The sequence below is a fragment of the Streptomyces sp. ISL-94 genome, assembly GCF_018614075.1.
GTDB lineage: Bacteria > Actinomycetota > Actinomycetes > Streptomycetales > Streptomycetaceae > Streptomyces.
Genome location: NZ_JAGGOZ010000113.1, coordinates 60,825 through 87,167 on the forward strand (window position 1 = coordinate 60,825; position 26,343 = coordinate 87,167).

General features: G+C 72.4%; 20 protein-coding genes and 2 pseudogenes. 11 read left to right on the forward strand and 11 right to left on the reverse strand.

The features are described from left to right. Positions 1–4: 4 nt before the first annotated feature. The 5 genes from J7E94_RS29360 to J7E94_RS29380 form a co-directional block, all read right to left on the reverse strand. On the reverse strand, positions 5–937 hold the full coding sequence (locus J7E94_RS29360; protein WP_215019830.1) for a branched-chain amino acid ABC transporter permease: 933 nt from the start codon (positions 935–937) through the stop codon (positions 5–7). A 143-nt stretch (positions 938–1,080) separates the two neighbouring features. After that, entirely contained in the window at positions 1,081–2,313 is a 1,233-nt protein-coding gene (locus tag J7E94_RS29365; protein WP_215019831.1) for a branched-chain amino acid ABC transporter substrate-binding protein, read from the reverse strand. Positions 2,314–2,855: 542 nt separating this feature from the next. Then, positions 2,856–3,257: a hypothetical protein gene (locus J7E94_RS29370; RefSeq protein ID WP_251057399.1), complete on the reverse strand. Its 402-nt coding sequence runs from the start codon at positions 3,255–3,257 to the stop codon at positions 2,856–2,858. A 362-nt stretch (positions 3,258–3,619) separates the two neighbouring features. Continuing rightward, on the reverse strand, positions 3,620–4,102 hold the full coding sequence (locus tag J7E94_RS29375; protein ID WP_215019833.1) for a PaaI family thioesterase: 483 nt from the start codon (positions 4,100–4,102) through the stop codon (positions 3,620–3,622). A 53-nt stretch (positions 4,103–4,155) separates the two neighbouring features. After that, the gene (locus J7E94_RS29380) at positions 4,156–6,426 is read right to left on the reverse strand and encodes an FdhF/YdeP family oxidoreductase (RefSeq protein ID WP_215019834.1); all 2,271 of its coding nucleotides are present in this window, start codon (positions 6,424–6,426) and stop codon (positions 4,156–4,158) included. Positions 6,427–6,531: 105 nt separating this feature from the next. Here J7E94_RS29380 and polA point away from each other — a divergent pair, with 105 nt between their 5' ends. Further along, positions 6,532–9,255, forward strand: a complete 2,724-nt coding sequence (polA, locus tag J7E94_RS29385; protein WP_215019835.1) for a DNA polymerase I — start codon at positions 6,532–6,534, stop codon at positions 9,253–9,255. A gap of 35 nt (positions 9,256–9,290) precedes the next feature. On the opposite strand, the gene J7E94_RS29390 is transcribed toward polA, so the two are convergent. After that, positions 9,291–10,187: a DUF4184 family protein gene (locus tag J7E94_RS29390; RefSeq protein WP_215019836.1), complete on the reverse strand. Its 897-nt coding sequence runs from the start codon at positions 10,185–10,187 to the stop codon at positions 9,291–9,293. Positions 10,188–10,344: 157 nt separating this feature from the next. Between J7E94_RS29390 and J7E94_RS29395 the strand changes: the two genes are divergently transcribed. The 3 genes from J7E94_RS29395 to J7E94_RS29405 all read left to right on the forward strand — a co-directional run bounded on the left by J7E94_RS29395 (position 10,345) and on the right by J7E94_RS29405 (position 12,877). Continuing rightward, on the forward strand, positions 10,345–11,661 hold the full coding sequence (locus J7E94_RS29395; RefSeq protein ID WP_215019837.1) for a lytic transglycosylase domain-containing protein: 1,317 nt from the start codon (positions 10,345–10,347) through the stop codon (positions 11,659–11,661). Positions 11,662–11,738: 77 nt separating this feature from the next. Next, positions 11,739–11,879: an SPW_0924 family protein gene (locus J7E94_RS29400; protein ID WP_215019838.1), complete on the forward strand. Its 141-nt coding sequence runs from the start codon at positions 11,739–11,741 to the stop codon at positions 11,877–11,879. 14 nt (positions 11,880–11,893) lie between these two features. Next, on the forward strand, positions 11,894–12,877 hold the full coding sequence (locus J7E94_RS29405; protein ID WP_215019839.1) for a DUF3068 domain-containing protein: 984 nt from the start codon (positions 11,894–11,896) through the stop codon (positions 12,875–12,877). Here the strand turns inward: J7E94_RS29405 and J7E94_RS29415 are convergent. Continuing rightward, positions 12,867–15,698, reverse strand: a pseudogene (locus tag J7E94_RS29415) (ATP-dependent RNA helicase). The gene J7E94_RS29405 and the pseudogene J7E94_RS29415 overlap by 11 nt on opposite strands. Continuing rightward, entirely contained in the window at positions 15,602–16,462 is an 861-nt protein-coding gene (locus J7E94_RS29420; protein ID WP_215019841.1) for a class I SAM-dependent methyltransferase, read from the reverse strand. The pseudogene J7E94_RS29415 and the gene J7E94_RS29420 overlap by 97 nt, the downstream one beginning before the upstream one ends. A 348-nt stretch (positions 16,463–16,810) precedes the next feature. On the opposite strand from J7E94_RS29420, the gene rpsA reads away from it, so the two are divergent. The 4 genes from rpsA (at position 16,811) to J7E94_RS29440 (ending at position 20,720) form a co-directional block, all read left to right on the forward strand. After that, entirely contained in the window at positions 16,811–18,319 is a 1,509-nt protein-coding gene (gene rpsA / locus J7E94_RS29425; RefSeq protein ID WP_215019842.1) for a 30S ribosomal protein S1, read from the forward strand. A gap of 252 nt (positions 18,320–18,571) precedes the next feature. Further along, positions 18,572–19,510, forward strand: coding sequence for a PAC2 family protein (locus J7E94_RS29430; protein ID WP_215019843.1), 939 nt, complete (start codon positions 18,572–18,574; stop codon positions 19,508–19,510). Between the two features lie 48 nt (positions 19,511–19,558). Then, positions 19,559–20,158, forward strand: coding sequence for a dephospho-CoA kinase (coaE, locus tag J7E94_RS29435; RefSeq protein ID WP_215019844.1), 600 nt, complete (start codon positions 19,559–19,561; stop codon positions 20,156–20,158). A gap of 157 nt (positions 20,159–20,315) precedes the next feature. Continuing rightward, complete coding sequence (locus J7E94_RS29440) at positions 20,316–20,720, forward strand: tetratricopeptide repeat protein (protein WP_215019845.1); 405 nt, start codon at positions 20,316–20,318, stop codon at positions 20,718–20,720. Positions 20,721–20,751: 31 nt separating this feature from the next. Here J7E94_RS29440 and J7E94_RS29445 read toward each other — a convergent pair whose 3' ends face one another. Both J7E94_RS29445 and J7E94_RS29450 read right to left on the reverse strand, forming a co-directional pair. Beyond that, positions 20,752–21,012 carry a DUF6343 family protein gene (locus tag J7E94_RS29445; protein WP_215019878.1) on the reverse strand — a complete coding sequence of 87 codons (261 nt, stop codon included), beginning with the start codon at positions 21,010–21,012 and terminating at the stop codon, positions 20,752–20,754. Positions 21,013–21,090: 78 nt separating this feature from the next. Then, positions 21,091–21,228: pseudogene (locus tag J7E94_RS29450) on the reverse strand (hypothetical protein); the annotation flags it as partial. Between the two features lie 46 nt (positions 21,229–21,274). Between J7E94_RS29450 and J7E94_RS29455 the strand changes: the two are divergent. The 3 genes from J7E94_RS29455 (at position 21,275) to J7E94_RS29465 (ending at position 25,760) form a co-directional block, all read left to right on the forward strand. Then, entirely contained in the window at positions 21,275–21,523 is a 249-nt protein-coding gene (locus J7E94_RS29455) for a hypothetical protein (RefSeq protein ID WP_215019846.1), read from the forward strand. A gap of 194 nt (positions 21,524–21,717) precedes the next feature. Next, on the forward strand, positions 21,718–24,558 hold the full coding sequence (locus J7E94_RS29460) for a DEAD/DEAH box helicase (RefSeq protein WP_215019847.1): 2,841 nt from the start codon (positions 21,718–21,720) through the stop codon (positions 24,556–24,558). Then, the gene (locus J7E94_RS29465) at positions 24,555–25,760 is read left to right on the forward strand and encodes an SWIM zinc finger family protein (RefSeq protein WP_215019848.1); all 1,206 of its coding nucleotides are present in this window, start codon (positions 24,555–24,557) and stop codon (positions 25,758–25,760) included. The genes J7E94_RS29460 and J7E94_RS29465 overlap by 4 nt, the downstream gene beginning before the upstream one ends. Here J7E94_RS29465 and J7E94_RS29470 read toward each other — a convergent pair. After that, entirely contained in the window at positions 25,741–26,289 is a 549-nt protein-coding gene (locus J7E94_RS29470) for a 2-oxo-4-hydroxy-4-carboxy-5-ureidoimidazoline decarboxylase (RefSeq protein ID WP_215019849.1), read from the reverse strand. The two genes, J7E94_RS29465 and J7E94_RS29470, sit on opposite strands and share 20 nt — an antisense overlap. Positions 26,290–26,343: the final 54 nt, after the last annotated feature.

A 26,343-nucleotide genomic window follows, 5' to 3' on the forward strand; every position in this document is an offset into this window, starting at 1 on the left:
GTTCTCACGCCCGATCCGCGACGCGCTCGCCGAGCAGGCCTTGTGGCCGCACGAGGAGGACGACGATGAGGAGTACGAACGCCCAGACGTTGGACCAGGCTCCACCGCCGAGCTGCTGCATGCCGGGGATTTCTTCGATGTAGGCGATCGAGAGGGCCTCGGCGAGGCCGAGGACGACGCCGCCGACCATGGCGCCGTAGATGTTGCCGATGCCGCCGAGGACGGCCGCGGTGAAGGCCTTGAGGCCGAGGATGAAGCCCATCTCGAAGTTGATCTGGCCCTTGTCGAGGCCGTAGGCGACGGCGGCGACGGCGGCGAACGCGGCACCGATGGCGAAGGCCATGACGATGATGCGGTCGGTGTTGATGCCCATCAGCTTCGCGGTGTCGGGGTCCTGCGCGGTGGCCTGCATGGCGCGGCCGCTGCGGCTCTTGGAGACGAAGACGCCGAGGGCGAGCATGCACAGCGGGGCGAGGATGAGGACGAAGGCGTCCGCGCGCTGGATCGCGAGGCTGTCGGTGATCTTGAAGGCTGCTCCCTTGAACTCGGGGAAGCTGACTGCCTTCTTGGCGTCCGGGTAGAACTGCCAGACGAGCTGCTGGAGCGCGATCGAGAGGCCGATTGCGGTGATGAGCGGGGCGAGCCGGGGGGCGCTGCGCAGGGGGCGGTAGGCGAAGCGTTCGGCTGCGGTGGCGACGAGGACGGAGGCGAGTGCGCCTCCGACGATCATGACGGGTATCGCGATCAGCAGGGAGGTGCCGGTCGGGAGGATGGCGTAGGCGGTGAGCGCGCCGAAGCCGCCGATCATGAAGATCTCGCCGTGGGCGAAGTTGATGAGCTGGACGATGCCGTAGACCATGGTGTACCCGATGGCGATGAGGCCGTAAAGGGCACCGAGGGCAAGGCCGTTGGCCAGCTGTTGCGGCAGTTCGTGCACCGCAGGGCCTCCGATGAGCGTGTCGGATAAGACTCCGCGCGAGGGCGCTGTTTGCGCCCTCGCGCGGCTGGTTCTTTTGTTGCGGGTCAGGCCGTTCGGTCGGACGGACCGGCCTGGTGGTGCGGGACTACGGGACTACGGGATTACTGGTTGAACGTGTCGCTCTTGACGTCGATCCACTTGCCGCCCTCGACCTTGTAGACCGTGAGCTGCTTGTTGGTGGTGTCGCCGTACTGGTCGAAGGCGACCTTGCCGGTCACGCCTTCGAAGGAGACCTTGCCGAGGGCCTCGACGACAGCGGCGCGGCCGTTGTCGGGGAGCTTGCCGCCGTTGGCGGCGGCGACGGCCTTGACGGCCTGGATGACGGCCCAGCCGGCGTCGTAGGAGTAGCCACCGTAGGCGGCGTACGGGTCCTTGTAGCCGGCGGCCTTGTAGTCCTCGATGAACTGCTTGGCCGTCGGGAGCTTCTCGACCGGGTAGCCGATGGAGGTGGAGAGGTCGCCCTCGTTGGCCTCACCGGAGGCGCTGATGAACGCCGGGTCCTGGATGCCGTCGCCGCCCATGAGCGGGATGTTGGCGCCGGTCTTCTTGATCTGGTCGGCGAGGAGGCCGCCCTCGGGGTACTGGCCGCCGAAGTAGACGGAGTCGGCGCCGGAGCTCTTGACCTTGTCGGCGGTGGAGGAGAAGTCGGTCTCCTTCACGGTGACGTGGTCGGTGCCGACGACCTCGCCGCCGAGCTTCTTGAACTCCTCGGAGAAGATCGCGGCCAGGCCGGCGCCGTAGGTCTGCTTGTCGTCGACGACGAAGACCTTCTTCTTGCCGGCGTCCTTGAAGAGGTACTGGGCGGCGAACTTGCCCTGGACCACGTCGGTGGCGGCGGTGCGGAAGTAGCTGTCGAAGGGGCGCTTGAACTCGCCCTTGCCCCAGTTGTCGCCCTGGCTGAGCGAGGGGTTGGTGTTGGCGGGCGAGACCTGGGCCAGCTTGGCGGAGGCGAAGACGCCCTGCATCTGCTGGGCGACGCCGGAGTTCAGCGGGCCGACGACGCCGATGACGTCTTTGTTGCCGACGAGCTTGGTGGCGTTGGCCTGGCCGGAGGCGGGGACCGCCTGGTCGTCGAGGGCCTCGACCTTGAACTCTATGCCGGGGACTTCGTTGTTCTTGTTGGCCGTCTTGGCCGCGAGGTCCACGGAGTTCTTGATGCCCTGGCCGAGCGCGGAGAGCGAGCCGGTGAGGGGGGCGTCCACGCCGATGACCACGACGGTCTTCTTGCCGCCGCCGTTGTCCTTGGATTCTCCGTCGCGCGATCCGCAAGCGGTGAGGGTCAGTGCTCCCGTGGTGATCACGGTGGTGAGGACGAGCAAAGAACGGTGTCGCACGATTCTTCCTTTCCCTGGCGCGGCGCTCTCTGTCGAGGTGCCGGTAGGTCGCCGGGCCGCACTGGGAGGTCCACGGCCGTGCTGAGTCGCGCACATCGGCGCGGTGACTGGCCGTGACTCTAGGCCCGAGGTGGCGAACACGGGGAGCGGGGAAAGGATGATGTGACGCTCTTGTTATGCCAAAGGCAAGAATGTGTGGCGGGAGTGTGGACAGAACGGACATTTCGTGACGACGGGGAATGTCCGCATGGTGAGAAACACCTGCTCCCCTAAGGGGCTTGAGGCCTCCATGCACCTGTCTTTGATCAAATTCGGCCGAAAGTGGCAGTGCGTGGCCGAAAGATTCCACGGGGTGGCCATTCCCAGGGGAATAGGGGCATTCGATCCGGCCTTTCCATTACGCTGGGTGATGGAAGAGGGCGCTTTACCTCACCGGGATGGATCTTGCTTCCCTGGTCAAAAGGGCCTGCCACCTGCGGTTGGGTCGTACGGGGTACGTGCCCGGAAGCCGGACAGCGCACCCGGGAATCCGGTGACCGGGGTCACTTCGGGGGCCGCCAGTTCTCGGAGCTCCAAGTCGCCCCGTTCTGCTCCGCGCAGCGCTGGGCCACGAACCGGTCGATGAGCTCAAGTGCCTTGTCGCGTCCGGAAGTTCGCTCCTCGGCGCGGCCGGCGGCGACCGCGTCCTCGTGGATCGCGTACTGCTCGTTGGAAAGCCCCTTCTGCTCCCAGTCCAGCCCGGACCATTTGGTGCCCATGAGGGTCTCCTTGGCCCAGTAGGACACCAGGCTGGTGCAGATCTGGGCGGGGGAGGAGGGGCTGGGGGCGGGGCTCTCGGTAGAGGCCGTTTGCCGTGGGGCGGAAGGTGAGCATCCGGTCAGGGCGAGCGCCGCGAGGAGGGTGGAGGCGGCGTACCGGACCGTGGAACGTGACGGGGTCCCCATGAGGGGAAGGTAGGCGGTCACGATCGGTGACACAACAGCTGCGGACGCGGGCGGTGCGGACTGGCGGATTCCGGGCGGGTGCGGCCGGGGCGGGGCGCAGACCGGTCGGAGGCGCGGGCCGAGCGCCCGCCCGGTCACGGCCCGGCAGCCGTGCCGGGGCCGGAACGGCCGCAGGCCCGGACGCCCGCCGGGTGGGGCGGGGGGTACGGGCCTGCGGGGCAGTGCGGGGTGGAGCGGGGTCCGCGCCGGCCGTGGTCAGGCCCCGGCGAAACGCCGGCCGGGGCCGGGCCCGGGGCAGGGCGTCGGCCGGGGTGGCGCCTGGGCAGCGCGTCGGCCGAGGTCAGGCTCCGGCTCGGCCGGGGTCAGGCTCCGGCGGGGCCCTCGGCGGCCGGGCCGGCGTCGCGCAGCAGGCAGGTCAGGCGGGCGGTGCAGACGCGGCGCTCCTGCTCGTCGCTGATGACGACTTCGTAGGTGGCGGTGGAGCGGCCCCGGTGCACGGGGGTGGCGACGCCGGTGACCAGGCCGGAGCGGGCGCCCCGGTGGTGGGTGCAGTTCAGGTCCACGCCGACGGCGATCTTGTTGATGCCGCCGTGCATCATCGCGCCGACCGAGCCGAGGGTTTCGGCCAGCACGGCGGAGGCCCCGCCGTGCAGCAGCCCGTACGGCTGGGTGTTGCCCTCGACCGGCATCGTGGCCACGACCCGCTCGGCCGAGGCCTCCAGGACCTGTATGTCCATCCGCTGGCCCAGGGCGCCCGCCGAGAACAGGGCGGGCAGGTCCAGGCCCAGCGCCGCGTACTCGTCGAGTACCTCCTGCGGGAACTTCACTGCGTGCTGCTCGCCCATGGGCCGGCTCCGTTCGTCAACGCTCGTTAACCATTGTGTCCTGGGTCGTTCTATCAGGCCGGTTCGAAGCGGATGACGACGGACTTGCTCGCGGGGGTGTTGCTGGTGTCCGCGGTCGAGTCGAGCGGGACCAGCACATTGGTCTCGGGATAGTAGGCGGCGGCGCAGCCGCGGGCGGTCGGGTAGTGCACGACGCGGAAGCCGGGCGCGCGCCGCTCGACGCCGTCCTTCCACTCGCTCACGAGGTCCGTGTAGGAGCCGTCGGCCAGCCCCAGCTCGGCGGCGTCCTCGGGGTTGACCATGACCACGCGGCGGCCGCCGGTGATGCCGCGGTAGCGGTCGTCGAGGCCGTAGATCGTGGTGTTGTACTGGTCGTGGCTGCGCAGGGTCTGCAGGAGCAGCCGTCCCGCCGGGACCTTCGGGTACTCCACGGGTGCGGCGGTGAAGTTCGCCTTGCCGGTCTTCGTGGGGAAGCGGCGCTCGTCGCGCGGGGCGTGCGGGAGCTGGAAGCCGCCGGGGCGGGCCACGCGGGCGTTGAAGTCCTCGAAGCCGGGGACGACGCGGGAGATCCGGTCGCGGATGGCGGCGTAGTCCCGCTCGAACTCCTCCCACGGGGTCTTCGAGGCCTCACCGAGGACGGCGCGGGCTATGCGGGCCACGATGGCGGGCTCGGAGAGCAGGTGAGGCGAGGCGGGGGCGAGGTTGCCGCGGGAGGAGTGGACCATGCCCATGGAGTCCTCGACGGTCACGAACTGCTTGCCCGCGGCCTGGACGTCCTTGTCGGTGCGGCCGAGGGTGGGCAGGATCAGGGCGCGCCGGCCGGTGACCGCGTGGGAGCGGTTGAGCTTGGTGGAGACGTGCACGGTCAGGGAGGCGCGGCGGATCGCGGCCTCGGTGACCTCGGTGTCGGGGGTGGCGCCGACGAAGTTGCCGCCCATGGCGAAGAGCACCTTGGCCCGGCCGTCGCGCAGGGCCTGGATGGAGCGGACCACGTCGAAGCCGTGCTCGCGCGGCGAGGTGATGCCGAATTCCTTGTCGAGGGCGTCGAGGAAGGCCGGGGCCGGGCGCTCGAAGATCCCCATGGTGCGGTCGCCCTGGACGTTGGAGTGGCCGCGGACGGGGCAGACGCCGGCGCCGGGGCGGCCGATGTTGCCGCGCAGCAGGAGGAGGTTGACGACCTCGCGGATGGTGGCGACGGCGTGCTTGTGCTGGGTCAGGCCCATGGCCCAGCAGACGATGGTGCGCTTCGAGGCGAGGATCATGGCCAGGGCGCGTTCGATCTCGGGCCGGGTGAGCCCGGTGGCGGTGAGAGTCTCGTCCCAGTCCGTTTCCTTGGCGGCGGCCGCGAACTCCTCGTAGCCGTGGGTGTGATCGCGGATGAACTCCTCGTCGGTGGCGCCGCCCGCCTCGATGACCAGTTTGTTGAGGAGGCGGAAGAGGGCCTGGTCGCCGCCGATGCGGATCTGGAGGAAGAGGTCGTTGAGGGCGGTGCCCTTGAGCATGCCGAGCGGGGTCTGCGGGTTCTTGAACCGCTCCATCCCGGCCTCGGGCAGCGGGTTCACCGAGATGATCTTCGCGCCGGCGGATTTGGCCTGCTCCAGGGCGGAGAGCATGCGCGGGTGGTTCGTCCCCGGGTTCTGGCCGGCGACGATGATCAGGTCGGCCTGGTGGAGGTCTTCGAGGGAGACGCTGCCCTTGCCGATGCCGATCGTCTCGTTCAGCGCGGAGCCCGAGGACTCGTGGCACATGTTGGAGCAGTCGGGCAGGTTGTTGGTGCCGAATTCGCGGGCGAAGAGCTGGAAGAGGAACGCGGCCTCGTTGCTGGTGCGGCCCGAGGTGTAGAAGAGTGCCTCGTCGGGGGAGGCGAGGGCGTGCAGCTCCTCCGCGATGATCGCGAAGGCCCGCTCCCAGCTCACGGCCTCGTACCGGTCGCCGCCCTGCGGCAGGTACACGGGCTCGGTGATGCGGCCCTGCTGCCCGAGCCAGTAGCCGGAGCGCGCGGCCAGGTCGGACAGGGGGTGCGCGGCGAAGAACTCCGGGGTGACCCGGCGCAGGGTGGCCTCCTCCGCGACGGCCTTGGCGCCGTTCTCGCAGAATTCGGCGGTGTGCCGCTTGTCGCCCTCGGGCCAGGCGCAGCCGGGGCAGTCGAAGCCGTCCTTCTGGTTGACCTTGAGCAGGGTGCGGGCGGTACGGGCCAGGCCCATCTGCTGCTGCGCGATCTTCAGGGTGTGCCCGATCGCGGGCAGTCCGGCGGCCGCGTGCTTCGGCGGATCGACCTGCGGGGCGTCCTGTACCGGATCACCTACGGGCGGCTTGGCGGCCATGTCGCTCCCCTTTGAGCAGTCTTCGCGTACACATCCGATCCTTGCACGCTCCACCGACATCGCCGACTGCCGGAATTGTCAGCGGGGGCGCCTAGGATCGGGGGCGTGGCAGATTCAGTATCGAAGAAGACCGACCAGACGACCGCAGCGGACCGCCCCCGCCTGATGCTCATGGACGGGCACTCCCTGGCGTACCGGGCGTTCTTCGCGCTGCCCGCGGAGAACTTCACGACCGCGACCGGCCAGCCGACCAACGCCATCTACGGCTTCGCGTCGATGCTGGCGAACACGCTGCGCGACGAGGCGCCCACGCATTTCGCGGTGGCGTTCGACGTGTCCCGCAAGACGTGGCGGTCGACGGAGTTCCCCGAATACAAGGCGAACCGCTCCAAGACCCCCGACGAGTTCAAGGGGCAGGTCGAGCTGATCGGCGAGCTGCTCGACGCGATGCACGTGCCGCGGTTCGCGATCGACGGCTTCGAGGCCGACGACGTGATCGCGACGCTCGCGACGCAGGCGGAGGCCCTCGGCTTCGACGTGCTGATCGTCACCGGCGACCGTGACTCCTTCCAGCTCGTGTCCGAGCACACCACCGTGCTCTACCCGACCAAGGGCGTCTCCGAGCTCACCCGCTTCACCCCGGAGAAGGTCGAGGAGAAGTACGGGCTCACCCCCCAGCAGTATCCGGACTTCGCGGCGCTGCGCGGCGACCCGTCCGACAACCTCCCCGGCATCCCGGGCGTCGGCGAGAAGACCGCGGCCAAGTGGATCACCCAGTTCGGGTCGTTCAAGGAGCTCGTGGAGCGTGCCCAGGAGGTCAAGGGCAAGGCCGGGCAGAACTTCCGGGACCACCTGGAGGCCGTCAAGCTCAACCGTGTCCTGACCGAGATGGTCAAGGACGTGGAGCTGCCCAAGACCCCCGCCGACCTGACCCGCCTCCCGTACGACCGGTCCGCCGTGACCGGGGTGCTGGACGTGCTGGAGATCCGCAACGCCTCGCTGCGCGAGCGGCTGCTGGCGGTGGACCCGGGCGCGGCCGAGGTGGAGGCCCCGGCTCCGGCGGCGCCGGGTGTGGAGCTGGACGGCTCGGTGCTGGGCGCGGGCGAGGTCGCGCCGTGGCTGGAGGCCCATGCGGGCGCGCCGCTCGGTATCTCCACCGTGGACAGCTGGGCGCTGGGGCAGGGCAATGTCAGCGAGATCGCGCTGGCCGCGGCCGGCGGGGCCGCCGCCTGGTTCGATCCGTCCGAGCTGGACGAGGCCGACGAGCGGGCGTTCGCGGCCTGGGCGGCCGACCCGGCGAAGCCGAAGGTCGTGCACAACGCCAAGGGCCTGATGCGGGTCTTCCCCGAGCACGGCTGGAGCCTCGCGGGCGTCACCATGGACACGGCGCTCGCCGCCTACCTGGTCAAGCCGGGCCGCCGGTCCTTCGCGCTGGACGTGCTGTCCAACGAGTACCTGCACCGGGAGCTCGCGCCCGCCGCCGCCGACGGCCAGCTGGCCTTCGGCGCCGACGAGACGGCCGAGGCGGAGGCGCTGATGGGGCAGGCCCGCGCGGTCCTGGACCTCGGCGCGGCCTTCACCGAGAAGCTCGCCGAGGTGGGCGCCGCCGAGCTGCTCCACGACATGGAGCTGCCGACCTCCGAGCTGCTCGCCCGGATGGAGCGGGCCGGTATCGCCGCCGACCGCGACCACCTGGAGGCCATGGAGCAGCAGTTCGCGGGAGCGGTGCAGCAGGCGGTGAAGGAGGCGCACGCGGCGGTCGGCCACGAGTTCAACCTCGGCTCGCCCAAGCAGCTCCAGGAGGTCTTCTTCGGCGAGCTGGACCTGCCGAAGACGAAGAAGACCAAGACCGGCTACACCACGGACGCCGACGCGCTGGCCTGGCTGGCCACGCAGACCGACCACGAACTCCCGGTGATCATGCTGCGCCACCGGGAGCAGGCCAAGCTGCGCGTCACGGTCGAGGGCCTGGTGAAGACCATCGGCGCCGACGGGCGGGTGCACACCAGCTTCAGCCAGACCGTGGCCGCGACCGGACGCCTGTCCTCCACCGATCCCAACCTGCAGAACGTGCCGGTGCGCACCGACGAGGGCCGCGCGATCCGCCGCGGGTTCGTCGTCGGCGAGGGCTTCGAGTCCCTCATGACCGCCGACTACAGCCAGATCGAGCTGCGCGTCATGGCCCACCTCTCCGAGGACGCGGGCCTGATCGAGGCGTTCCTGTCCGGCGAGGACCTGCACACCACCGTGGCCTCCCAGGTGTTCGGCGTGGAGCGGTCCGCCGTCGACGCCGAGATGCGCCGCAAGATCAAGGCCATGTCGTACGGTCTCGCGTACGGGCTCTCCGCCTTCGGTCTCGCGCAGCAGCTGAACATCGAGCCCGCCGAGGCGCGCGGCCTGATGGAGACGTACTTCGAGCGGTTCGGCGGGGTGCGGGACTACCTGCGCCGCGTCGTCGAGGAAGCCCGGGCCACCGGCTACACGGCGACGGTCTTCGGCCGCCGCCGGTACCTGCCGGACCTCAACAGCGACAACCGCCAGCGCCGCGAGTCCGCGGAGCGGATGGCGCTCAACGCGCCGATCCAGGGCACCGCAGCCGACATCGTCAAGGTCGCGATGCTCCGCGTGGACAAGGCGGTCGCCGAGGCCGGGCTGAAGTCGCGGATGCTGCTCCAGGTCCACGACGAAATCGTGCTGGAGATCGCCCCGGGCGAGCGGAAGAAGGTCGAGGAGCTGGTGCGCCGCGAGATGGGCGCCGCCGTCGAGCTCCGGGCCCCGCTGGACGTGTCCGTGGGCGTCGGCCCCGACTGGGAGTCCGCCGCGCACTGATCCCCGTACGACGGTTCCGCGAACGCCCGTCCCCGCTACGCGGTGGGGACGGGCGTTCGCGCGTCCTCGTCCGTACGCTGTCCGCCGCCGCTGCCGCCGTCTTCATCCCGGTCCCGGTCTCGGTCCCGGTCGCCGCGGTGCCGGAGCCGCACGAGGGCGCCGTACAGCAGCAGGGCCACGCAGAGGCCGCCGCCCGCGCCGAAGCAGACCGTCGGGATGATGTCGAGCGGGGTACGGATCTGGTCGAAGAAGGTGAAGAAGCGGATCACGCGCATCGTGATCCCGGTCGCCACGCACACCACGAGCAGGGCGAGCGCACCCCAGACCTCCGTGCGGCCGAGCACCGGCACGGACACGGGGGCCGGCGAGGCCGGCAGCCGGCGCAGGCCGGTCACGGTGAACCAGAGCAGGGCGCAGGCGGCGAGCAACGAACTGCCGTATTGGAGGTACGAGTAGAGCGGCAGGCCGAAGGCGAGCGGCTCGCCGAGCGCCGGCAGTGCGTGCATCCCGAAGCGGTCCACGTGCGTGAAGCTGTCCCACACGACGTGCGTGAGGGAGCCGGCCACCGCGGAGAGGTAGAACCAGAGCGCGAGTGAGGGCAGTCGGCGTGCCCGCCAGTGTTCGCCGCGTACGAAGGCGTGGACACGGCCCTGCCAGGCGCGCGGCAGGAGCGCGACCAGCGGTTCGCGCAGCAGCAGCCAGCATGCCGCGAGGACCGCGGTCAGTACGGCGTCCACGGTCAGCACACCCGGCAGCGAGTGCGAGAAGGTGCCGTACTGCTTGACGCCCGAGACGACCGTGTCCGCGAAGTAGAAGGTGTCGGGTGCGAACGACCCAAGGACCAGGGCGGAGGCGACCAGCGGCCCCCGCGCACGCCCGGTCCGGCGGAGGGCCGGAAGCACGGCGGCCGCATGGCTGAGAGTGAACGGCATGGTGCGTCTCGCCAATCTGAACGGGCCCAGTGGTCCACGCCAGTATGCGGGACCTGCACACGACGTGGGGATGTGGTGAATTCCGCACCGCGATGCGTGCCCTGTGAAGGGAGTTGACGTAGGGTCACGCGCACGTCGAGGGGGAGGGGTCCGGCTCATGTCGGCTCGAATATTCGGACGCAGGCTGCGCAGGGGTGGGGCGGCCGCCCTCGTCTCCGCGCTGGTGGTCGCCGCGGTGACCGCCTCCCAGGGGCCGGCCGCCGGCCGCACGGACCGGACCGCGGCGGCCGGAGGGGGAAGTGCGCAGCCCCTTCCGGCGACCGGAAGCGGCGGCGACTCCTCCTACTTCACCGAACTGCCGCCGCTGGTGAGCCCCGCCCCGCCCGCCGTGCCGCAGGCGGCTGAGGAGGCGCCGGCCGCGCCGAACGAACCCGCCGGACAGGCGGCGGCCGTGACCGGGCCGGCCGAGGAACCGGCTGCCACCGGGACGGGAGCGCAGGGGATTCCGGCGACCGTGCTCGCGGCGTACGTGCGCGCGGAGAAGACGGTGGGGGAGAGCGACCCCGGATGCGGGCTGCGCTGGCAACTCCTCGCCGCCATCGGCAAGGTCGAGTCCGGGCAGGCGCGCGGCGGCCGGGTGGACGCGGCCGGGACCACGCTGCGGCCCATCCTGGGGCCCGTGCTCGACGGCAACGGCTTCGCCGACATCCCGGACACCGACGGCGGTGCGTACGACGGCGACGCCCGGTACGACCGGGCGGTCGGGCCGATGCAGTTCATCCCCTCCACGTGGGCGGCGTGGGGCCAGGACGCGGACGGCGACGGCCGGCGCAACCCGAACAACGTGTACGACGCGGCCCTCGCGGCCGGGCGCTACCTGTGCGCGGGGCCCCGGAACCTGCGGCTGGAGGCGGACGTTGACCGCGCCGTCCTCTCCTACAACCGGTCCACCGAGTACCTGCGGACGGTGCGGTCCTGGTTCACGTACTACCTCCAGGGGGCGCACGGGGTCCCGGACACCGGCGGTACGGGCGCGGGGGCGCCGGCGGTGACACCGCCGAAGCCGGACCCGAAGCCGGACCCGAAGCCGGACCCGAAGCCGGACCCGAAGCCGGACCCGAAGTCGAGCCCCACGCCCACGCCGGACCCGAAGCCGAGCCCCACGCCGGACCCGAAGCCGAAGCCGAGCCCGACGCCGACCCCTACTCCCACCCCCACTCCCGCTCCGGCGCCCACCCCCACGCCGAAGCCCGAGCCGAGCCCGACGCCGACGCCCAGCCCCACCCCGACTCCGCCGCCGACGCCCAGTCCCACCCCGACCCCCACGCCGACCCCGAGCCCCACGCCGACGCCCACGCCCACCCCGACTCCGACCACGGCGCCGAAGCCCAAGCCGTCCGCCTCACCGTCCTCGTCCTCGTCCCCGTCGCCTTCGGCCACGCCGAAGGCGACCGGCCCGGGGGAAACCCCGTAGTCGAACGGTTCTCATCTCGCGTCCGCATTGCTACGGTGCCTCCGCCCTGACGCCCTATCAGATTCCGGAGACCCGGCATGCGCGCATTCATCGCCGCCGCCAGCGGGCTCGTCCTCGCGGTGCTCCTCGTCCTCGCCATCACGGCGCTCGGGGCGCCCGAAGGCACGACCTCGCCCAAGCCCCTGCTCACCACCGCGCCCGCCGCGCCCGGAAAGTAGAGGAGGGCCCGGCGATGCGACGCAGAGCGAGCCTTGTCCTGCTGGCACTGGCCGTCTTCTTCGCGGCCCTCGCGCCGCTGCTGCGCTGGTACGCGTACCCGCGCCTCGCCAAGATCCCGCCGAACCAGTACCAGGAGGTGGTTCTGGAGGCGAAGGACGCCACCCTCCTCGACTACTTCAACGGCATGCAGCCCAAGAAGGTCGACAAGGTCACGATCGTCCAGACCCTGAAGGGCAATGTGGAGGCGTCCAAGGAGATCGAGGCCGGCAGGGGCAAGGACGTCGTCGTCTGGGACACGCTGACGCACATCATCGACCCGGACGGGAAGATGGTCTCCCAGATTCCCGAGCGCTACATCTTCGACGCGCACACCCAGGACCCGGTGCACGCGACGGGCGAGATGGTCGACGGGGACGCCGTCAAGCGCGAGGGCATCGAGTTCAAGTGGCCGTTCTTCACCGAGCCGCGCGACTACCTGTACTTCGACGCGCAGACCCGTACCTCCTCGCCGATCCACTACGTGGGGCCGCGCACGTTCAAGGGCATGGACGTCTACTACTTCGAGCAGACCGTCCCCTGGACCAAGGTGCCCATGCCGAAGAAGATGCCGATCGAGGGCATCGACCCGGCGACGATCGAGGCGACCACCGGCACCACGCTCTGGTACACGACGAAGGCGATGTTCTGGGTCGATCCGGTGACCGGGGCCCCGGTCAACGCCGAGCAGGAGATCCAGCAGGAGATGCGCGGCGGAATCGCGGCGGGCGGACCCGACGGCAAACTCACCGCCTTCGCCGGACACGTGAAGATGCGCGAGGACTACAGCGACTACACCGTCGACCTGGTCAAGTCGAACCGTACGAAGGTCCTCGCGCTGCACACCTACGCGCCGATCGGCCTGGCGGCCGGCGGGCTGGCGCTCCTGGGGCTGGCGCTGTGGCTGGAGGCGCGCGGGCGCCGCGAGCCGGGGGCGGGGCCGGAGGGGCTCAGCGCCTGAGCCGGGCGTTGGTGTGGCGCGTGGGCTCGGCGGTGGCGGGGTCCTCCGGCCATGGGTGCTTGGGGTAGCGGCCGCGCAGCTCGGCGCGGACGGCCCGGTAGCCGCCCTGCCAGAAGGAGGCGAGGTCGGCGGTGACGGCGGCGGGGCGGCCGGCGGGCGACAGCAGGTGGACGAGTACGGGAACCCCCGCCACGCGCGGGGTCTCGGCCAGCCCGAACAGCTCTTGGAGCTTTACGGCGAGCACCGGCTGATCGGCGGAGTAGTCCACCGTGATCCGGGATCCGCTGGGCACCTCGAGCCGTTCCGGAGCCAGCTCGTCCAGCCGGGAGGCCTCGCCGGTGGCCCAGGGCAGCAGCCGGTTCAGGGCCTGCCCTGCATCGATCCGCGCGAGGTCCGCGCGGCGCCGGGCCCGGGACAGCTCGGGCTCCAGCCAGTCGTCGGCGCGGTCCAGGAGGGCGCCGTCGTCCGCCACGTCGGGCCAGGCGCCGCCGAGCGTCCGGTACAGGAAGCCGAGCCGGGCGCGGAGGGTCTGTGCGTCGGGGGACCAGCGCAGGAGGCCGAACCCCTCGGTGCGCAGGCCGTCCAGCAGCGCGGCCCGTACGAGAGCCGGGTCGGGGTCGCGCAGCGGCCGCACGGCCAGCTCGATCGCCCCGACCCGTTCCGCTGCGCGCGCGACGACGTCCCCGTTCTCCCAGCGGACCTCCTCGGCGGTCGTGCGGAGGTGTCCGGCGGCGGCCAGGGCGGTGTCCTCGTCGATGACGGCGGCCAGTCGGACGCGGGCGGAGGCGGAGTGGGGGGCGCGGTCGGCGACGGCTACGGCGAGCCAGGGGGCGGGGCGCAGCGGTGAGCCGGCGGCGAGCTCGGCCGCCGTTCCGGAGGCCATGAGGAAGGTGCCCTCGCCCTTTGTCTTCGCGACGCGCTCCGGAAAGGCCAGGGCCGCCACGAGCCCGGCGGCGGCGTCGTCGGAGAGTTCCCCACCCCGCCCCTTCCCGACGTGCCGAATATGCGGCTCCGCCGCGCGGGGGGCTCCGCCCCATGGCCCCGTCCCGGGGGCTCCGCCCCGGCCCCGGCGGGGGATCCGCCCCCGGACCCTCTCCCAGCTGCCGCTGGGGGTACACCCAGCGCCTCAAACGCCGGCGAGGCTGGAATTGCCCGGTCCGCCATGGCAGCCGCGTCGGCGTTTGCCGGAGCCGCGGCGCGTTCCAGGCGGCGGGACTCCGCGCGCCAGCGGGCCGCGTAGGCGTCGCCGCCGCGGCGGGCCGCGCGCCAGGCGGCGGCCAGGTCGTCCCCGTACTCCCGCGGCGGCTCCTCGCTCAGCAGCGCCACGACCTCCGCCGCCCGCCGGGAGCCGAGGGCGGCGGAGCCGTCCAGCAGGGCCCGGGCCAGCCGGGGGTGCAGCCCCAGCCGGGCCATGCGGAGCCCCCGCGCGGTCGGGCGGCCCGCCCCGTCCACCGCGCCCACCGCCAGCAGCACCTCCCGCGCCGCGGCCATCGCCCCGGCCGGCGGCGGGTCCAGCAGCGCCAGCCCGGACGCGTCCGGATCGCCCCAGCAGGCGGCCTGCAGGGCGAACTGCGCCAGGTCGGCGATGCGGATCTCGGGGGAGGGGTACGCGGGCAGGCGGCCGTCCTCGGCCTCCGGCCAGCAGCGGTACACCGCGCCCGGCGCCTCACGCCCGGCCCGCCCCGCCCGCTGGCGCCCGGCCGCGCGGGAGGCCCGTACGGTCGCCAGCGCGCCCAGCCCCCGCGCATGGTCCACCCGGGGTTCGCGCGCCAGCCCGGAGTCCACCACCACCCGCACCCCCGGCACGGTCAGGCTGGACTCGGCCACGGCGGTGGCGAGGATGACGCGGCGGTGTGCGGCGGGCGTGAGCGCCGCGTCCTGCACCGCCGCCGGGGCCCGGCCGTGCACCTGGAGCACCTCCGCGTCCACCCCGCCCAGCTGCCCGGCCACCCGGGCGATCTCCCCGACGCCGGGGAGGAAGCACAGGACATCGCCGGAACGTTCCGCCAGCGCCCGCCGCACCACCGCGGCCACGTGTGCGAGCTGCGCCGGATCCACCCGCATCCCGTGCGGCGGCCGCACCGGGCGGGCCGGCGGGGCCCAGACCGTCTCCACCGGGTACGAGACCCCCGCAGCCTCCACCACCGGCGCACCCCCGGGACCGCCATGGCCGAGTACGTGCGACCAGCCGGCCGCGTCGGTCGTCGCCGAAGCCGCCACCAGCCGCAGCTCCGGGCGCAGGGTCTCCCGTACGTCCAGGAGGAAGGCGGCGACCGTATCGGCGTCGAGGTGCCGCTCGTGGCACTCGTCCAGGATCACCACGTCCACGCCAGCCAGCTCCTGGTCCCGCTGGAGCCGCTGGAGCAGCACACCGGTGGTCACCACCTCCACCACGGTCCCGGCGCCCACGACACGCTCCCCGCGCACCGTGAAGCCCACCGAGCCGCCGACGGCCTCGCCCAGCAGCCAGGCCATGCGCCGCGCCGCCGCCCGGGCGGCGATCCGCCGCGGCTCGGCGACCACGACCCGGCGCCGCGGCCCGCCGCCCACCAGCCCGGCCAGCACCAGCGGCACCAGCGTGGTCTTGCCGGTGCCGGGCGGCGCGCAGAGCACGGCGGTGCCGTGGGTGTCCAGCGCCGAGACGAGCGCGGGCACGGCCTCCCGTACGGGGAGGGCGTCGAGGGAGGCCTGGCGCAACCGGGTGCTCGGGCGCGTCACCGGGGCTCAGTCCCTCTCGCACACGAAGATCGCGGTGCCCGGGATGAGGTTGCCGCGCAGCGGGGACCAGCCGCCCCACTCCTGGCGGTTCCATTCGGGCCATTCGGGCTCGACCAGGTCGACGAGGCGGAAACCGCCCGTCACCACGTCGCGGACCCGGTCGCCGATCGTGCGGTGGTGCTCCACGTACACGGCGCGGCCCTCCTCGTCCTGCTCGACGTACGGGGTCCGGTCGAAGTAGGAGGCGGCGACGGACAGGCCCTCGGGACCCGGCTCGTCGGGGAAGGCCCAGCGGATGGGGTGGGTGACGGAGAAGACCCAGCGGCCGCCGGGGCGCAGTACCCGGTGCACCTCGCGCATCACGTTCACCGGGTCGGCGACGAAGGGGACGGCGCCGTAGGCGGAGCAGGCGAGGTCGAAGGAGGCGTCGCGGAAGGGCAGCCGCCCGGCGTCGGCCTCGACGAGGTGGGCCCTCGGCACGTCATGGCCGCCGATGCGCAGGGCGTGCTGGAGCTGGCGGTGGGAGAGGTCGAGGGCTACGGGGCGGGCGCCCTGCGCGGCCAGCCAGCGCGAGCACTGCGCGGCGCCGGCGCCGATCTCCAGGACGTGCTTGCCCTTGAGGGAGGCGGCGGGGCCGAGCAGGGCCGCTTCCGCCTCGTCCAGGCCCTCGGGTCCCCATACGAAGCGGTCGTCGCCGAGGAAGGCCCCGTGCTCGCTCTGGTACTCGTCGGCGTTGCGGTCCCACCAGCCGCGGCTGGCCCGGCTGCTCTCCGCTTCTCCGGCGTCACGCCGGGTGGCCTCGGCGTCGTCCCCGGAGGCGGAATCGGCCGCGTACGCGTCTTCGGGGGCGTAGTCCTCTTGGTTCATGGGGCCCGTCGTCGTAGTCTGCGAATGTCTGCGGAGCGGGGGAAGTGCCATCACGGCGCCCCCGCCCACGAATTGTGCCGGTTTTGCGGCGGTCCGCCGGGGGTGTCCGCCTTCGCGCATTGACCCTGTCCGGCCGCCCCCGTATGCTACAAGTTGCGCTGCGAGCCTGTGCTCCTCAGACCTAGCAGGCTGCGCTTGCATCTGTTGATGTCCCCTCGGTTTTCGAGGCCCTCCGCGCTGCGCGGAATGTGGGGTCTCCTTGGCTGTCCGGCTTCGGTGGATGCCGATAAGGGCTCCCGGCGTAGCAGTACCTACGACTTTCTGTCCGTAACCGGAGCCCTTTCCCACATGACGAGCAGCACCGAGACCACCGCCACCACTCCGCAGGTTGCGGTCAACGACATCGGCGACGCGGACGCGTTCCTCGCGGCGATCGACGCGACGATCAAGTACTTCAACGATGGCGACATCGTCGAGGGCGTCATCGTCAAGGTTGACCGGGACGAGGTTCTCCTCGACATCGGTTACAAGACCGAAGGCGTCATCCCGAGCCGCGAGCTCTCGATCAAGCACGACGTCGACCCGAACGAGGTCGTCAAGGTCGGCGACGAGATCGAGGCCCTGGTTCTCCAGAAGGAGGACAAGGAAGGCCGCCTGATCCTCTCGAAGAAGCGCGCTCAGTACGAGCGTGCCTGGGGCACCATCGAGAAGATCAAGGAAGAAGACGGCATCGTCACCGGTACCGTCATCGAGGTCGTCAAGGGTGGTCTCATCCTGGACATCGGCCTCCGCGGCTTCCTGCCGGCCTCTCTCGTCGAGATGCGTCGCGTCCGCGACCTCCAGCCCTACGTGGGCAAGGAGCTCGAGGCGAAGATCATCGAGCTGGACAAGAACCGCAACAACGTGGTCCTGTCCCGCCGCGCCTGGCTGGAGCAGACCCAGTCCGAGGTCCGCCAGACGTTCCTCACCACCCTGCAGAAGGGTCAGGTCCGCTCCGGCGTCGTCTCCTCGATCGTCAACTTCGGTGCCTTCGTGGACCTGGGTGGCGTCGACGGTCTCGTGCACGTCTCCGAGCTGTCCTGGAAGCACATCGACCACCCGTCCGAGGTTGTCGAGGTCGGCCAGGAAGTCACCGTCGAGGTTCTCGACGTCGACATGGACCGCGAGCGTGTCTCCCTGTCGCTGAAGGCGACGCAGGAGGACCCGTGGCAGCAGTTCGCCCGGACCCACCAGATCGGTCAGGTTGTCCCGGGTAAGGTCACCAAGCTGGTTCCGTTCGGTGCGTTCGTCCGCGTGGACGAGGGCATCGAGGGTCTGGTCCACATCTCCGAGCTGGCCGAGCGCCACGTGGAGATCCCGGAGCAGGTCGTCCAGGTCAACGACGAGATCTTCGTCAAGGTCATCGACATCGACCTTGAGCGTCGCCGGATCTCGCTGTCGCTGAAGCAGGCCAACGAGTCCTTCGGTGCCGACCCGGCGTCGGTCGAGTTCGACCCGACCCTGTACGGCATGGCCGCGTCGTACGACGACCAGGGCAACTACATCTACCCCGAGGGCTTCGACCCCGAGACCAACGACTGGCTCGAGGGCTTCGACAAGCAGCGCGAGGCCTGGGAGACCCAGTACGCCGAGGCGCAGCAGCGCTTCGAGCAGCACCAGGCGCAGGTCATCAAGAGCCGCGAGGCCGACGAGGCCGCTGCCGCCGAGGGCGCTGCCGCCCCGGCCGCCAGTGGCAACGCCAGTGCGGGCATCTCCGGTGGTTCGTACTCCTCGGAGTCGGACGAGACCTCCGGCGCCCTGGCGTCGGACGAGGCCCTGGCCGCGCTCCGCGAGAAGCTGGCCGGCGGCCAGAGCTGATCGCAGCGCGCATCACACTCCGGTGTGAGCCGAGCTGACTGAGCTGAACGGTAAGGCCCGTCCCCTTCGGGGGGCGGGCCTTACCGCGTTTTCCCCTTGATTCGCCGCGTGATCCCTCGCGTGTCGCTCGCGTGATCCCTCAGGTGATCCGATGCGTGAACCGTTGCGTTCCTGTGAATGCGGCCAACTGGGGAATGGTGGCGCGGTCTTGGACGTTCTTCGCAGAGAACGCGGCGAGGAGGAGTGGTGGCGGTGCTTGATCCACAGGGTTTGTACGAATGGGACGCCAAGGGTCTGGCGGTGGCCGACCTGGCGGTCGCCCAGGACTCGGCCGGGCTGGTCATGCTGTACCACTTCGAGGGGTACATCGACGCGGGTGAGGCCGGGGAGCAGATCGTGGAGCGGCTCCTGGACACCCTGCCCCACCAGGCGGTCGCCCGCTTCGACGCGGACCGGCTGGTGGACTACCGGGCGCGCCGCCCGCTGCTGACCTTCCAGCGCGACCACTGGACGGAGTTCGAGGAGCCCCGGCTGGAGGTCCGGCTCGTCCAGGACGCCACCGGAGCCCCCTTCCTGCTGCTGTCCGGTCCGGAGCCGGACGTGGAGTGGGAGCGCTTCTCCGTCGCCGTCCGGCAGATCGTCGAACGCCTCGGGGTCCGGCTCTCGGTCAACTTCCACGGCATCCCGATGGGCGTCCCGCACACCCGCCCCGTGGGCATCACCCCGCACGGCAACCGGACCGACCTCATGCCGGGCCACCGCAGCCCCTCCGACGAGGCGCAGGTGCCGGGCAGCGCGGAGTCGCTGGTGGAGTTCCGCCTGGCCCAGGCCGGGCACGACGTGCTGGGTGTCGCCGCGCACGTACCGCACTACGTCGCCCGGTCCCCGTACCCGGACGCCGCGCTGACGGTGCTGGAGGCGATCACGGCGGCGACCGGGCTGGTGCTGCCGGCCGTGGCGCACGCCCTGCGGACCGAGGCGCACCGGACACAGACGGAGATCGACCGGCAGATCCGGGAGGGCGATGAGGAGCTGGTCGCCCTGGTGCAGGGGCTGGAGCACCAGTACGACGCGGCCGCGGGCGCCGAGACCCGGGGAAACATGATCGCCGAGCCTGCGGAGATCCCGTCGGCGGACGAGATCGGCCGCGAGTTCGAGCGGTTCCTCGCGGAGCGCGAGGGCGAGAACTGACGCAGAGGGGGATGTAGGGGTGCCAGGGGCGGGGTTTAGGCTGCGGCCATGCTGAAAGTGGGCCTGACGGGCGGAATCGGTGCTGGCAAGAGCGAGGTCTCGCGGCTGCTGGCGGGGTACGGGGCGGTCATCGTGGATGCCGACCGGATCGCGCGGGAGGTCGTCGAGCCCGGCACGCCCGGGCTCGCGGCCGTGGTGGCGGCCTTCGGGGATGCGGTGCTGACCGCGGAGGGGGCGCTGGACCGGCCGAAGCTGGGGTCGATCGTGTTCGCCGATCCCGCGAAGCTCCAGACCCTCAATGCGATCGTGCACCCGCTGGTCGGGGCCCGGTCGGCGGAGCTCGAGGCCGCCGCGGGGGCCGACGCGATCGTGGTGCACGACGTACCGCTGCTCGCGGAGAACGGCCTGTCGCCCCTCTACGACTTGGTGGTCGTGGTGGACGCGGCGCCCGGCACGCAGCTGGCCCGGCTGACCGCGCTGCGCGGGATGGCCGAGGAGGAGGCGCGGGCCCGGATGGCCGCGCAGGCCACCCGGGAGCAGCGGCTGGCGGTGGCGACCCTCGTGATCGACAACGATGGGCCGCTGGAGGCGCTGGAACCGCAGGTGCGCGCGGTGTGGGAGGAGCTCACGGCGCGGGCTGCGGAGTAGGCGGCGGAGCGGGCCGTGGAGCAGGCGGCGGAGTAGGCGGCGGAGTACGGGGCGGAGTAGGCGGCGGGGCAGGCGGGGCCGTCAGGCCTGACGCGGCCATGGAATAGCGGGCGCGCGCAGGAGCGTTGAACGCGGCCGTAGAGGGAAGGAACAGATCGTGTCCGACACCACGCCGCACTCCTCGTCATCGTCCTCGTCGTCCGGTGCGGCGAGCCCCGAGACGCACGTCATCGACTACCGGGCCGCCGAGCAGCTGCTGGCCGCACGCGACCCGCGCGGTGCGGTCAAGCTGCTCGACTCGGTCATAGCCGCCCACCCGGAAAACACGGCGGCCCGGCTGCTGCGCGCCCGGGCCTTCTTCGCCGCAGCCCAACTGCGTCCGGCGGAGCTGGAGTTCGAGTTGGTGCTGGAGCGGGAGCCGGACAACGCCTTCGCCCACTTCGCGCTGGCCCGTACCCATGAGCGCTCCGGCCGGCCCGAGCAGGCCCGCAAGCACTTCCGGCTGGCCGCCGCCCTGGACCCGCAGCCCGAGTACCTCCAGGCCGCCCGCTTCGAGGACTGAGCCTCACCGCCGCCGTCTCACCGCCGCCGTCTCACCGGCGCCGGGGCGGTTCGTACGGCGGGATGTCCGGGCCGGGCTGGTAGTGCGGGCCCTGGTGGATGTGGTGCAGGACCACCGCCAAGTCCACGGTCACGATGACCGCCAGGACCCCGCAGGCGGCCGCCCAGCCGGGACGGCCCGCCAGCGAGAAGGCGGCCGTCCCGGCGACTGCCCAGATCAGTCCCCACACGCCCAGCCATAGCCGCAGCCGCAGCGGGCTGCGCGCGGTCACCGGCTCGTTTCCGGAACGCATGGTCATCGCCTCGCCTTGCCTGACCTCACCTCATGTCCATGGTCCCACCCCGGGCACGGTCCGGGGCGGCCAGCCGTGCTATGGGTTGAGCTTGTTCACGGCGGTGGTCGTCGTCTTCTTGAACGCGGGGACGGGGGCGTCGGAGAGGTGGCCCCTCTGCCCCCACTTCACGACCGTCACGGTGGAGCCGTCGCGTCCGATGCCGTAGAGGTGCACGCCGGGCTCGGAGTCCGGAACCGAGGCGCCCGGCCGGTTGCCGGGAATGACGCCGACGGCACGATCCCGGCCCCTCCTCCCCCTGCGCGTCTCGGCGTCCGAGCCGGTCGTCCTGCGGGTGGAGGCCACCACCACGGGCTGCGACTGCGACTGGTACCTCGACCTCCGCTGGAGCGGTCCGGCCGGCTCCGGCACCCTCCGCATCGACGACAGCGGCCGCCCGCTGCGCGCGAGCGCCGCCACCGGACGGCCCGTGTACGGCTGCGCGACGGAACTGGGGCGCTGGGGCCGCTGACCCGAAGGGCCCAGGAGAACCGTGTCGCCTCCGGCGGCCCCGGCGGACTCCGTAGCCTCCGGCAGGCCGGCCCCGGAGAATCGCGTAGCCCCCGGCGGGTCCTCGAATACGGGCTGGTCAGGGGCGTTGTCAGTGGGCGCGCCTAGACTCGGCGGCAGAGGAGATCCGTATCGGTCGGGCGTAGGGAGGGGGACATGGTGACGACACCGCCGCAGTCGGTGGAGCCGCGCGCGCTGCTGCGCCACGCCGCCGTCTTCCTGCCCGCCGCCGTTCCCCGGGAGGGGCGCGTCGCCTTCTGGGCGCCCGACGGGGACGCCCTGCCCGAGGTGGGAACACCCGCGCCGCTCACCATCGTCCGCCCGCACGGCGACGGCGTCCGCAGCCGGCCCGTGCCCGCCGTGACCTTCTCCGTCACCTCCGCCCTGCCCCTGCTCGCCCAGGCAGCCCGCAGCCCCTCCGCACACCCCGCCACCCGTGCCTGGGGAACCGCCGCCAGGCAGGCCCTCACCCTGGTCGCCCGAGGCCGGCTGCTCCCCGGGCTCACCCCTGAAGGGGTCGACGCCTGGCGGGCCGGGCCGCTCGACGCCGCCGATGTCGGCCACCTCCGCGCGGTCGCCGCCGCGCTGCCGTACGAGGGGTACGCGACCCCGCTGGCCGGCCGCCGCCCCCTGCACCTGCCCCAACCGGAGGCGCTGGTCCGCGCCTTCCTCGACGCCGTCGCCGACAGCCTGCCCCGCACCCCGGCCGCCGCCGTGGCCGCCGGCCGGCCCTTCGCCGCCCCGGAACCGCAGCAGGTCCCCGGGATACGGGACTGGGCCGCGCAGGTCGCCGCCGGGGCCGATACGGGCGTCGGGATCTCGCTGCGGCTCGACCTGTCCTCCTTCCGCCTCTTCGACGAGGCGGAAGACGCCGAGGTGCGCCGCGCGGGGGCCGCCGTCGTCCAGGTGCACAGCCTCGCCGATCCCACCCTGGTCACCGACGCCGCACAGCTCTGGGCGGGCACGGCGGCCGCCGGATTCGGCCCCCGGGCCCGGATCGACGCCGTGCTCGCGCTGCGCCGGGCCGCACGGGTGTGGCCGCCCCTGCTGCGCCTGCTCGACCAGCCGGTCCCCGATGCGCTGGCCCTGTCCGACCCGGAGCTCGAAGACCTGCTCGGCACGGCCGCGAGCCGGCTGGCGGCCGCCGGGGTCCTGGTCCACTGGCCCCGCGAGTTGGCCCGTACGCTCTCCGCGACCGCCGTCGTACGGTCCACCGCGCCCGGTTCCGCCACCGACGGCACCGCCTTCTTCGACGCCGAGCACCTCTTCGCCTTCTCCTGGGAGCTGGCGCTCGGCGGCGACCGGCTCACTCCGGGGGAGATGGACGCCCTCGCGCAGGCCCACCGGCCGGTGGTGCGGCTGCGCGACCAGTGGGTGCGGGTCGATCCGGAGCTGGTGCGCAAGGCGCGCAAGCGGCAGCTGGGTCTGCTGGACCCGGTGGACGCGCTGGCCGCCGTACTGTCGGGGACGGCCGAGGTCGAGGGAGAAGCGGTCGAGGCGGTTCCGGTGGGGGCGCTGGCCGCCCTGCGGGAGCGGCTGACCGGGGACCCGGCCCCGCTGCCGCAGCCCGCCGTCCTCAAGGCCACCCTGCGCGACTACCAGGCGCGCGGCCTGGCCTGGCTGGACCTGATGACCTCCCTCGGGCTCGGCGCCTGCCTCGCCGACGACATGGGCCTGGGCAAGACCGTCACCCTGATCGCGCTCCACCTGCACCGGGACCGCCCCGAGCCGACGCTCGTGGTGTGCCCCGCGTCCCTGCTGGGCAACTGGCAGCGGGAGATCGAGAAGTTCGCCCCCGGCACGCCGGTGCGCCGCTTCCACGGCGGCAGCCGCAGCCTCGTCGACCTGACGTCCTGCGCCGGCGGGTTCGTGCTCACCACGTACGGGACGATGCGCGCCAGTGCCCCGCTGCTCGCCGAGCAGAGCTGGGGCATGGTCGTCGCCGATGAGGCGCAGCACGTCAAGAACCCGCACTCGGCGACCGCGAAGGCGCTGCGCACCCTGCGGGCCCCGGCCCGGGTGGCGCTGACCGGCACGCCCGTCGAGAACAACCTCTCCGAGCTGTGGGCGCTGCTCGACTGGACCACGCCCGGGCTGCTGGGTCCCCTCACCGCCTTCCGGGCGCGCCACGCCCGCCCGGTGGAGCACCAGCAGGAGGAGGACGGCGGCAACGAGGCGGCGGTGGCCCGGCTGTCGGCGCTCGTCCGGCCGTTCCTGCTGCGCCGCAAGAAGTCCGATCCGGGGATCGCGCCCGAGCTGCCGCCGAAGACGGAGACCGACCACCCCGTCTCCCTCACACGCGAGCAGGCCTCGCTCTACCAGGCGGCGGTGGACGAGGCGATGGCCGTGATCGAGTCGAGCGAGGGCATGGAGCGGCGCGGCATGATCATGAAGCTGCTGGCCTCGCTCAAGCAGATCTGCAACCACCCCGCCCAGTACCTGAAAGAGGAGCAGCCCCGGATCCCGCACCGTTCCGGCAAGCTGGCCCTGCTCGACGAACTGCTGGACACGATCCTGGCCGAGGGCGGCTCGGTGCTGGTCTTCACGCAGTACGTGACGATGGCCCGTCTGATCGAACGCCATCTCTCGGACCGGGGGATCTCCCATCAGCTCCTGCACGGCGGGACGCCGGTGGCGCGCCGTGAGGAGCTGGTGGACCGGTTCCAGGCGGGCGAGGTACCCGTCTTCCTGCTCTCCCTGAAGGCGGCGGGCACGGGGCTGAACCTCACCCGCGCCGGGCACGTCATCCACTTCGACCGCTGGTGGAACCCGGCCGTCGAGGAGCAGGCCACCGACCGCGCCTACCGGATCGGCCAGACCCAGCCCGTACAGGTGCACCGGATCATCGCCGAGGGGACCGTGGAGGACCGGATCGCCGAGATGCTGGAGGCGAAGCGGGCCCTGGCCGATGCGGTGCTCGGCTCCGGGGATTCGGCGCTGACCGAGCTGACCGACCGCGAGCTGGCCGACCTCGTCTCCCTGCGGAGGCCCGCATGATCACCGCGCGGGACGACCGCCGCCGCACCTTCGAGACCGTGCCCCCCGGGGTGGAGGCGGCCAGCTGGTGGGGCCGGGCCTGGGTGTCGGCGCTGGAGGAGGCCTCCGGCGACACGGCCCGCCTGGCCCGGGGCCGTACGTACGCCGCCGAGGGCCACGTCGACGCGGTCACCGTCACCCCCGGCCGGATCGTGGCGTACGTACGGGGCAGCCGGCCCCGCCCGTACCGCACCGAGCTGACCCTGCCCGCTTTCGCGGACGCCGAGTGGGCCGAGCTCCTGGAGGCGGTGGCAGCCGATCCCGGAGCCCTCGCCGCCCTGCTGGAGCGCGAGGTTCCGCAGTCGCTCGCGCAGGACATCCTGCCCGCCGCGGGCGAGCTCCACCCGCACTGCTCCTGCCCTGACTTCGGACGTCCGCCGTGCAAGCACGCGGCCGCCCTCTGCTACCGGGCGGCCCGCCTCCTCGACGAAGACCCCTTCGTGCTGCTGCTCCTGCGCGGCCGCGGCGAGCGGGAGCTGCTCGACGAGCTCGCCCGCCGCAACGCCGCCCACGCCGCGCGCGAACAGCCCGACGCCTCGCCCGATTTCCCCGGCGTCCCGGCCAGGGTGGCGCTCGCCCGCACCAGCCTGCCGCTGCTGCCCGCGCCGCTCGCCGCCCCCGCCGCCGCGGGCCTCCCGCCCGCCTACCCGGCCGATCCCGTGGCCCCGGACCCGCTCGCCCTGGACCAGCTCGCCTCCGACGCCGCGGTCCGCGCCCTCGACATCCTGACCACCGCCGAGGACCCGATCGCCGGGCTCAGCCTCTGGCAGGACGCCGTCCGGCTGGCCTCCGCGCACGCCACGGCCGGCCTCACCGGCGCGGCCCGCACCCTCTACCGCGACCTGGCCCGCGCCACGGGCCGCACCACCACCGACCTCGCCCGGGCCGCCGCGGCCTGGCGCCAGGGCGGCCGCCCCGCCCTGGCCGCCCTCGAAGAGCCCTGGGACCCGCCGGCCGGCCCCTTCGACCGCGCCCGCCCGGCCCTCATCGCCGCCGCCCAGGGCTCCTTCCGCCCCGACCGCAACCGCCTCACGACCCGCACCCGCCAGCTCCGCCTGGGCCGCGATGCCCTCTGGTACGCCTACGAGTCCCGCCCGGACGCCGAGGACTGGTGGCCCACGGGACGGCCCTCCCCGGACCCGGTCACCGCCCTGCTGCACTGATCCCGGCCGCCCAGCGCGTCAACGTACTGAAGTCGCGGTCGCGGAGGCCGTGGCGGGGGTGGATGCGCAGGAGGAGCGCAGGGGTCGGGTGGTGGGCGGCGACCCAGGTGCGGTCGGCGGGGGTGATCATGTCGTCGACCCAGGCGAAGGGCCGGCCGGCCGCCCAGTCGACGAGGGGGCGCGTCTTCCAGGAGAGGCCGTCCGGGTCGCGGGCGAAGAGCTCCGGCCATTCGACGACAGGAAGATCACCGGGAAGTCCGATGTGCGGGGCGATCATCGTGTTGGCCTGGTGCGTCCAGGCGGTGGCCCAGGTGAGCTCGAAGGGCAGGGCCAGCAGCCGGGGGCCGTGGGAGGGGTGGAGGCGGACCCGCGCGCCGCGGCGGGCGCTGCGGGATTCCGGGTCGCGGTAGGAGAGCCAGACATCCGGCTTCATTCGGTGGCTGGTGTAGCCGCGTAGGCGGGCGAAGGGCGACCGGAAGGGGTTGAGCGGGCCGTCCACGTCGAGGAGGAGCAGCGGTCGTTCAGTCATGAAGTAGGGACTACCCAGTACACGATGGAGTGAAATGCCTACCGGCTCTATAAC

Excerpts from the sequence above, each read along its gene's own strand:
- J7E94_RS29370 (WP_251057399.1), bottom strand. The coding sequence starts at position 3,257 with ATGGGGACCCCGTCACGTTCCACGGTCCGGTACGCCGCCTCCACCCTC.
- J7E94_RS29375 (WP_215019833.1), bottom strand. The coding sequence starts at position 4,102 with ATGGGCGAGCAGCACGCAGTGAAGTTCCCGCAGGAGGTACTCGACGAG.
- J7E94_RS29380 (WP_215019834.1), bottom strand. The coding sequence starts at position 6,426 with ATGGCCGCCAAGCCGCCCGTAGGTGATCCGGTACAGGACGCCCCGCAG.
- J7E94_RS29390 (WP_215019836.1), bottom strand. The coding sequence starts at position 10,187 with ATGCCGTTCACTCTCAGCCATGCGGCCGCCGTGCTTCCGGCCCTCCGC.
- J7E94_RS29395 (WP_215019837.1), top strand. The coding sequence starts at position 10,345 with ATGTCGGCTCGAATATTCGGACGCAGGCTGCGCAGGGGTGGGGCGGCC.
- J7E94_RS29400 (WP_215019838.1), top strand. The coding sequence starts at position 11,739 with ATGCGCGCATTCATCGCCGCCGCCAGCGGGCTCGTCCTCGCGGTGCTC.
- J7E94_RS29405 (WP_215019839.1), top strand. The coding sequence starts at position 11,894 with ATGCGACGCAGAGCGAGCCTTGTCCTGCTGGCACTGGCCGTCTTCTTC.
- J7E94_RS29420 (WP_215019841.1), bottom strand. The coding sequence starts at position 16,462 with ATGAACCAAGAGGACTACGCCCCCGAAGACGCGTACGCGGCCGATTCC.
- rpsA (WP_215019842.1), top strand. The coding sequence starts at position 16,811 with ATGACGAGCAGCACCGAGACCACCGCCACCACTCCGCAGGTTGCGGTC.
- coaE (WP_215019844.1), top strand. The coding sequence starts at position 19,559 with ATGCTGAAAGTGGGCCTGACGGGCGGAATCGGTGCTGGCAAGAGCGAG.
- J7E94_RS29445 (WP_215019878.1), bottom strand. The coding sequence starts at position 21,012 with ATGCGTTCCGGAAACGAGCCGGTGACCGCGCGCAGCCCGCTGCGGCTG.
- J7E94_RS29455 (WP_215019846.1), top strand. The coding sequence starts at position 21,275 with ATGACGCCGACGGCACGATCCCGGCCCCTCCTCCCCCTGCGCGTCTCG.
- J7E94_RS29460 (WP_215019847.1), top strand. The coding sequence starts at position 21,718 with ATGGTGACGACACCGCCGCAGTCGGTGGAGCCGCGCGCGCTGCTGCGC.
- J7E94_RS29465 (WP_215019848.1), top strand. The coding sequence starts at position 24,555 with ATGATCACCGCGCGGGACGACCGCCGCCGCACCTTCGAGACCGTGCCC.
- J7E94_RS29470 (WP_215019849.1), bottom strand. The coding sequence starts at position 26,289 with ATGACTGAACGACCGCTGCTCCTCCTCGACGTGGACGGCCCGCTCAAC.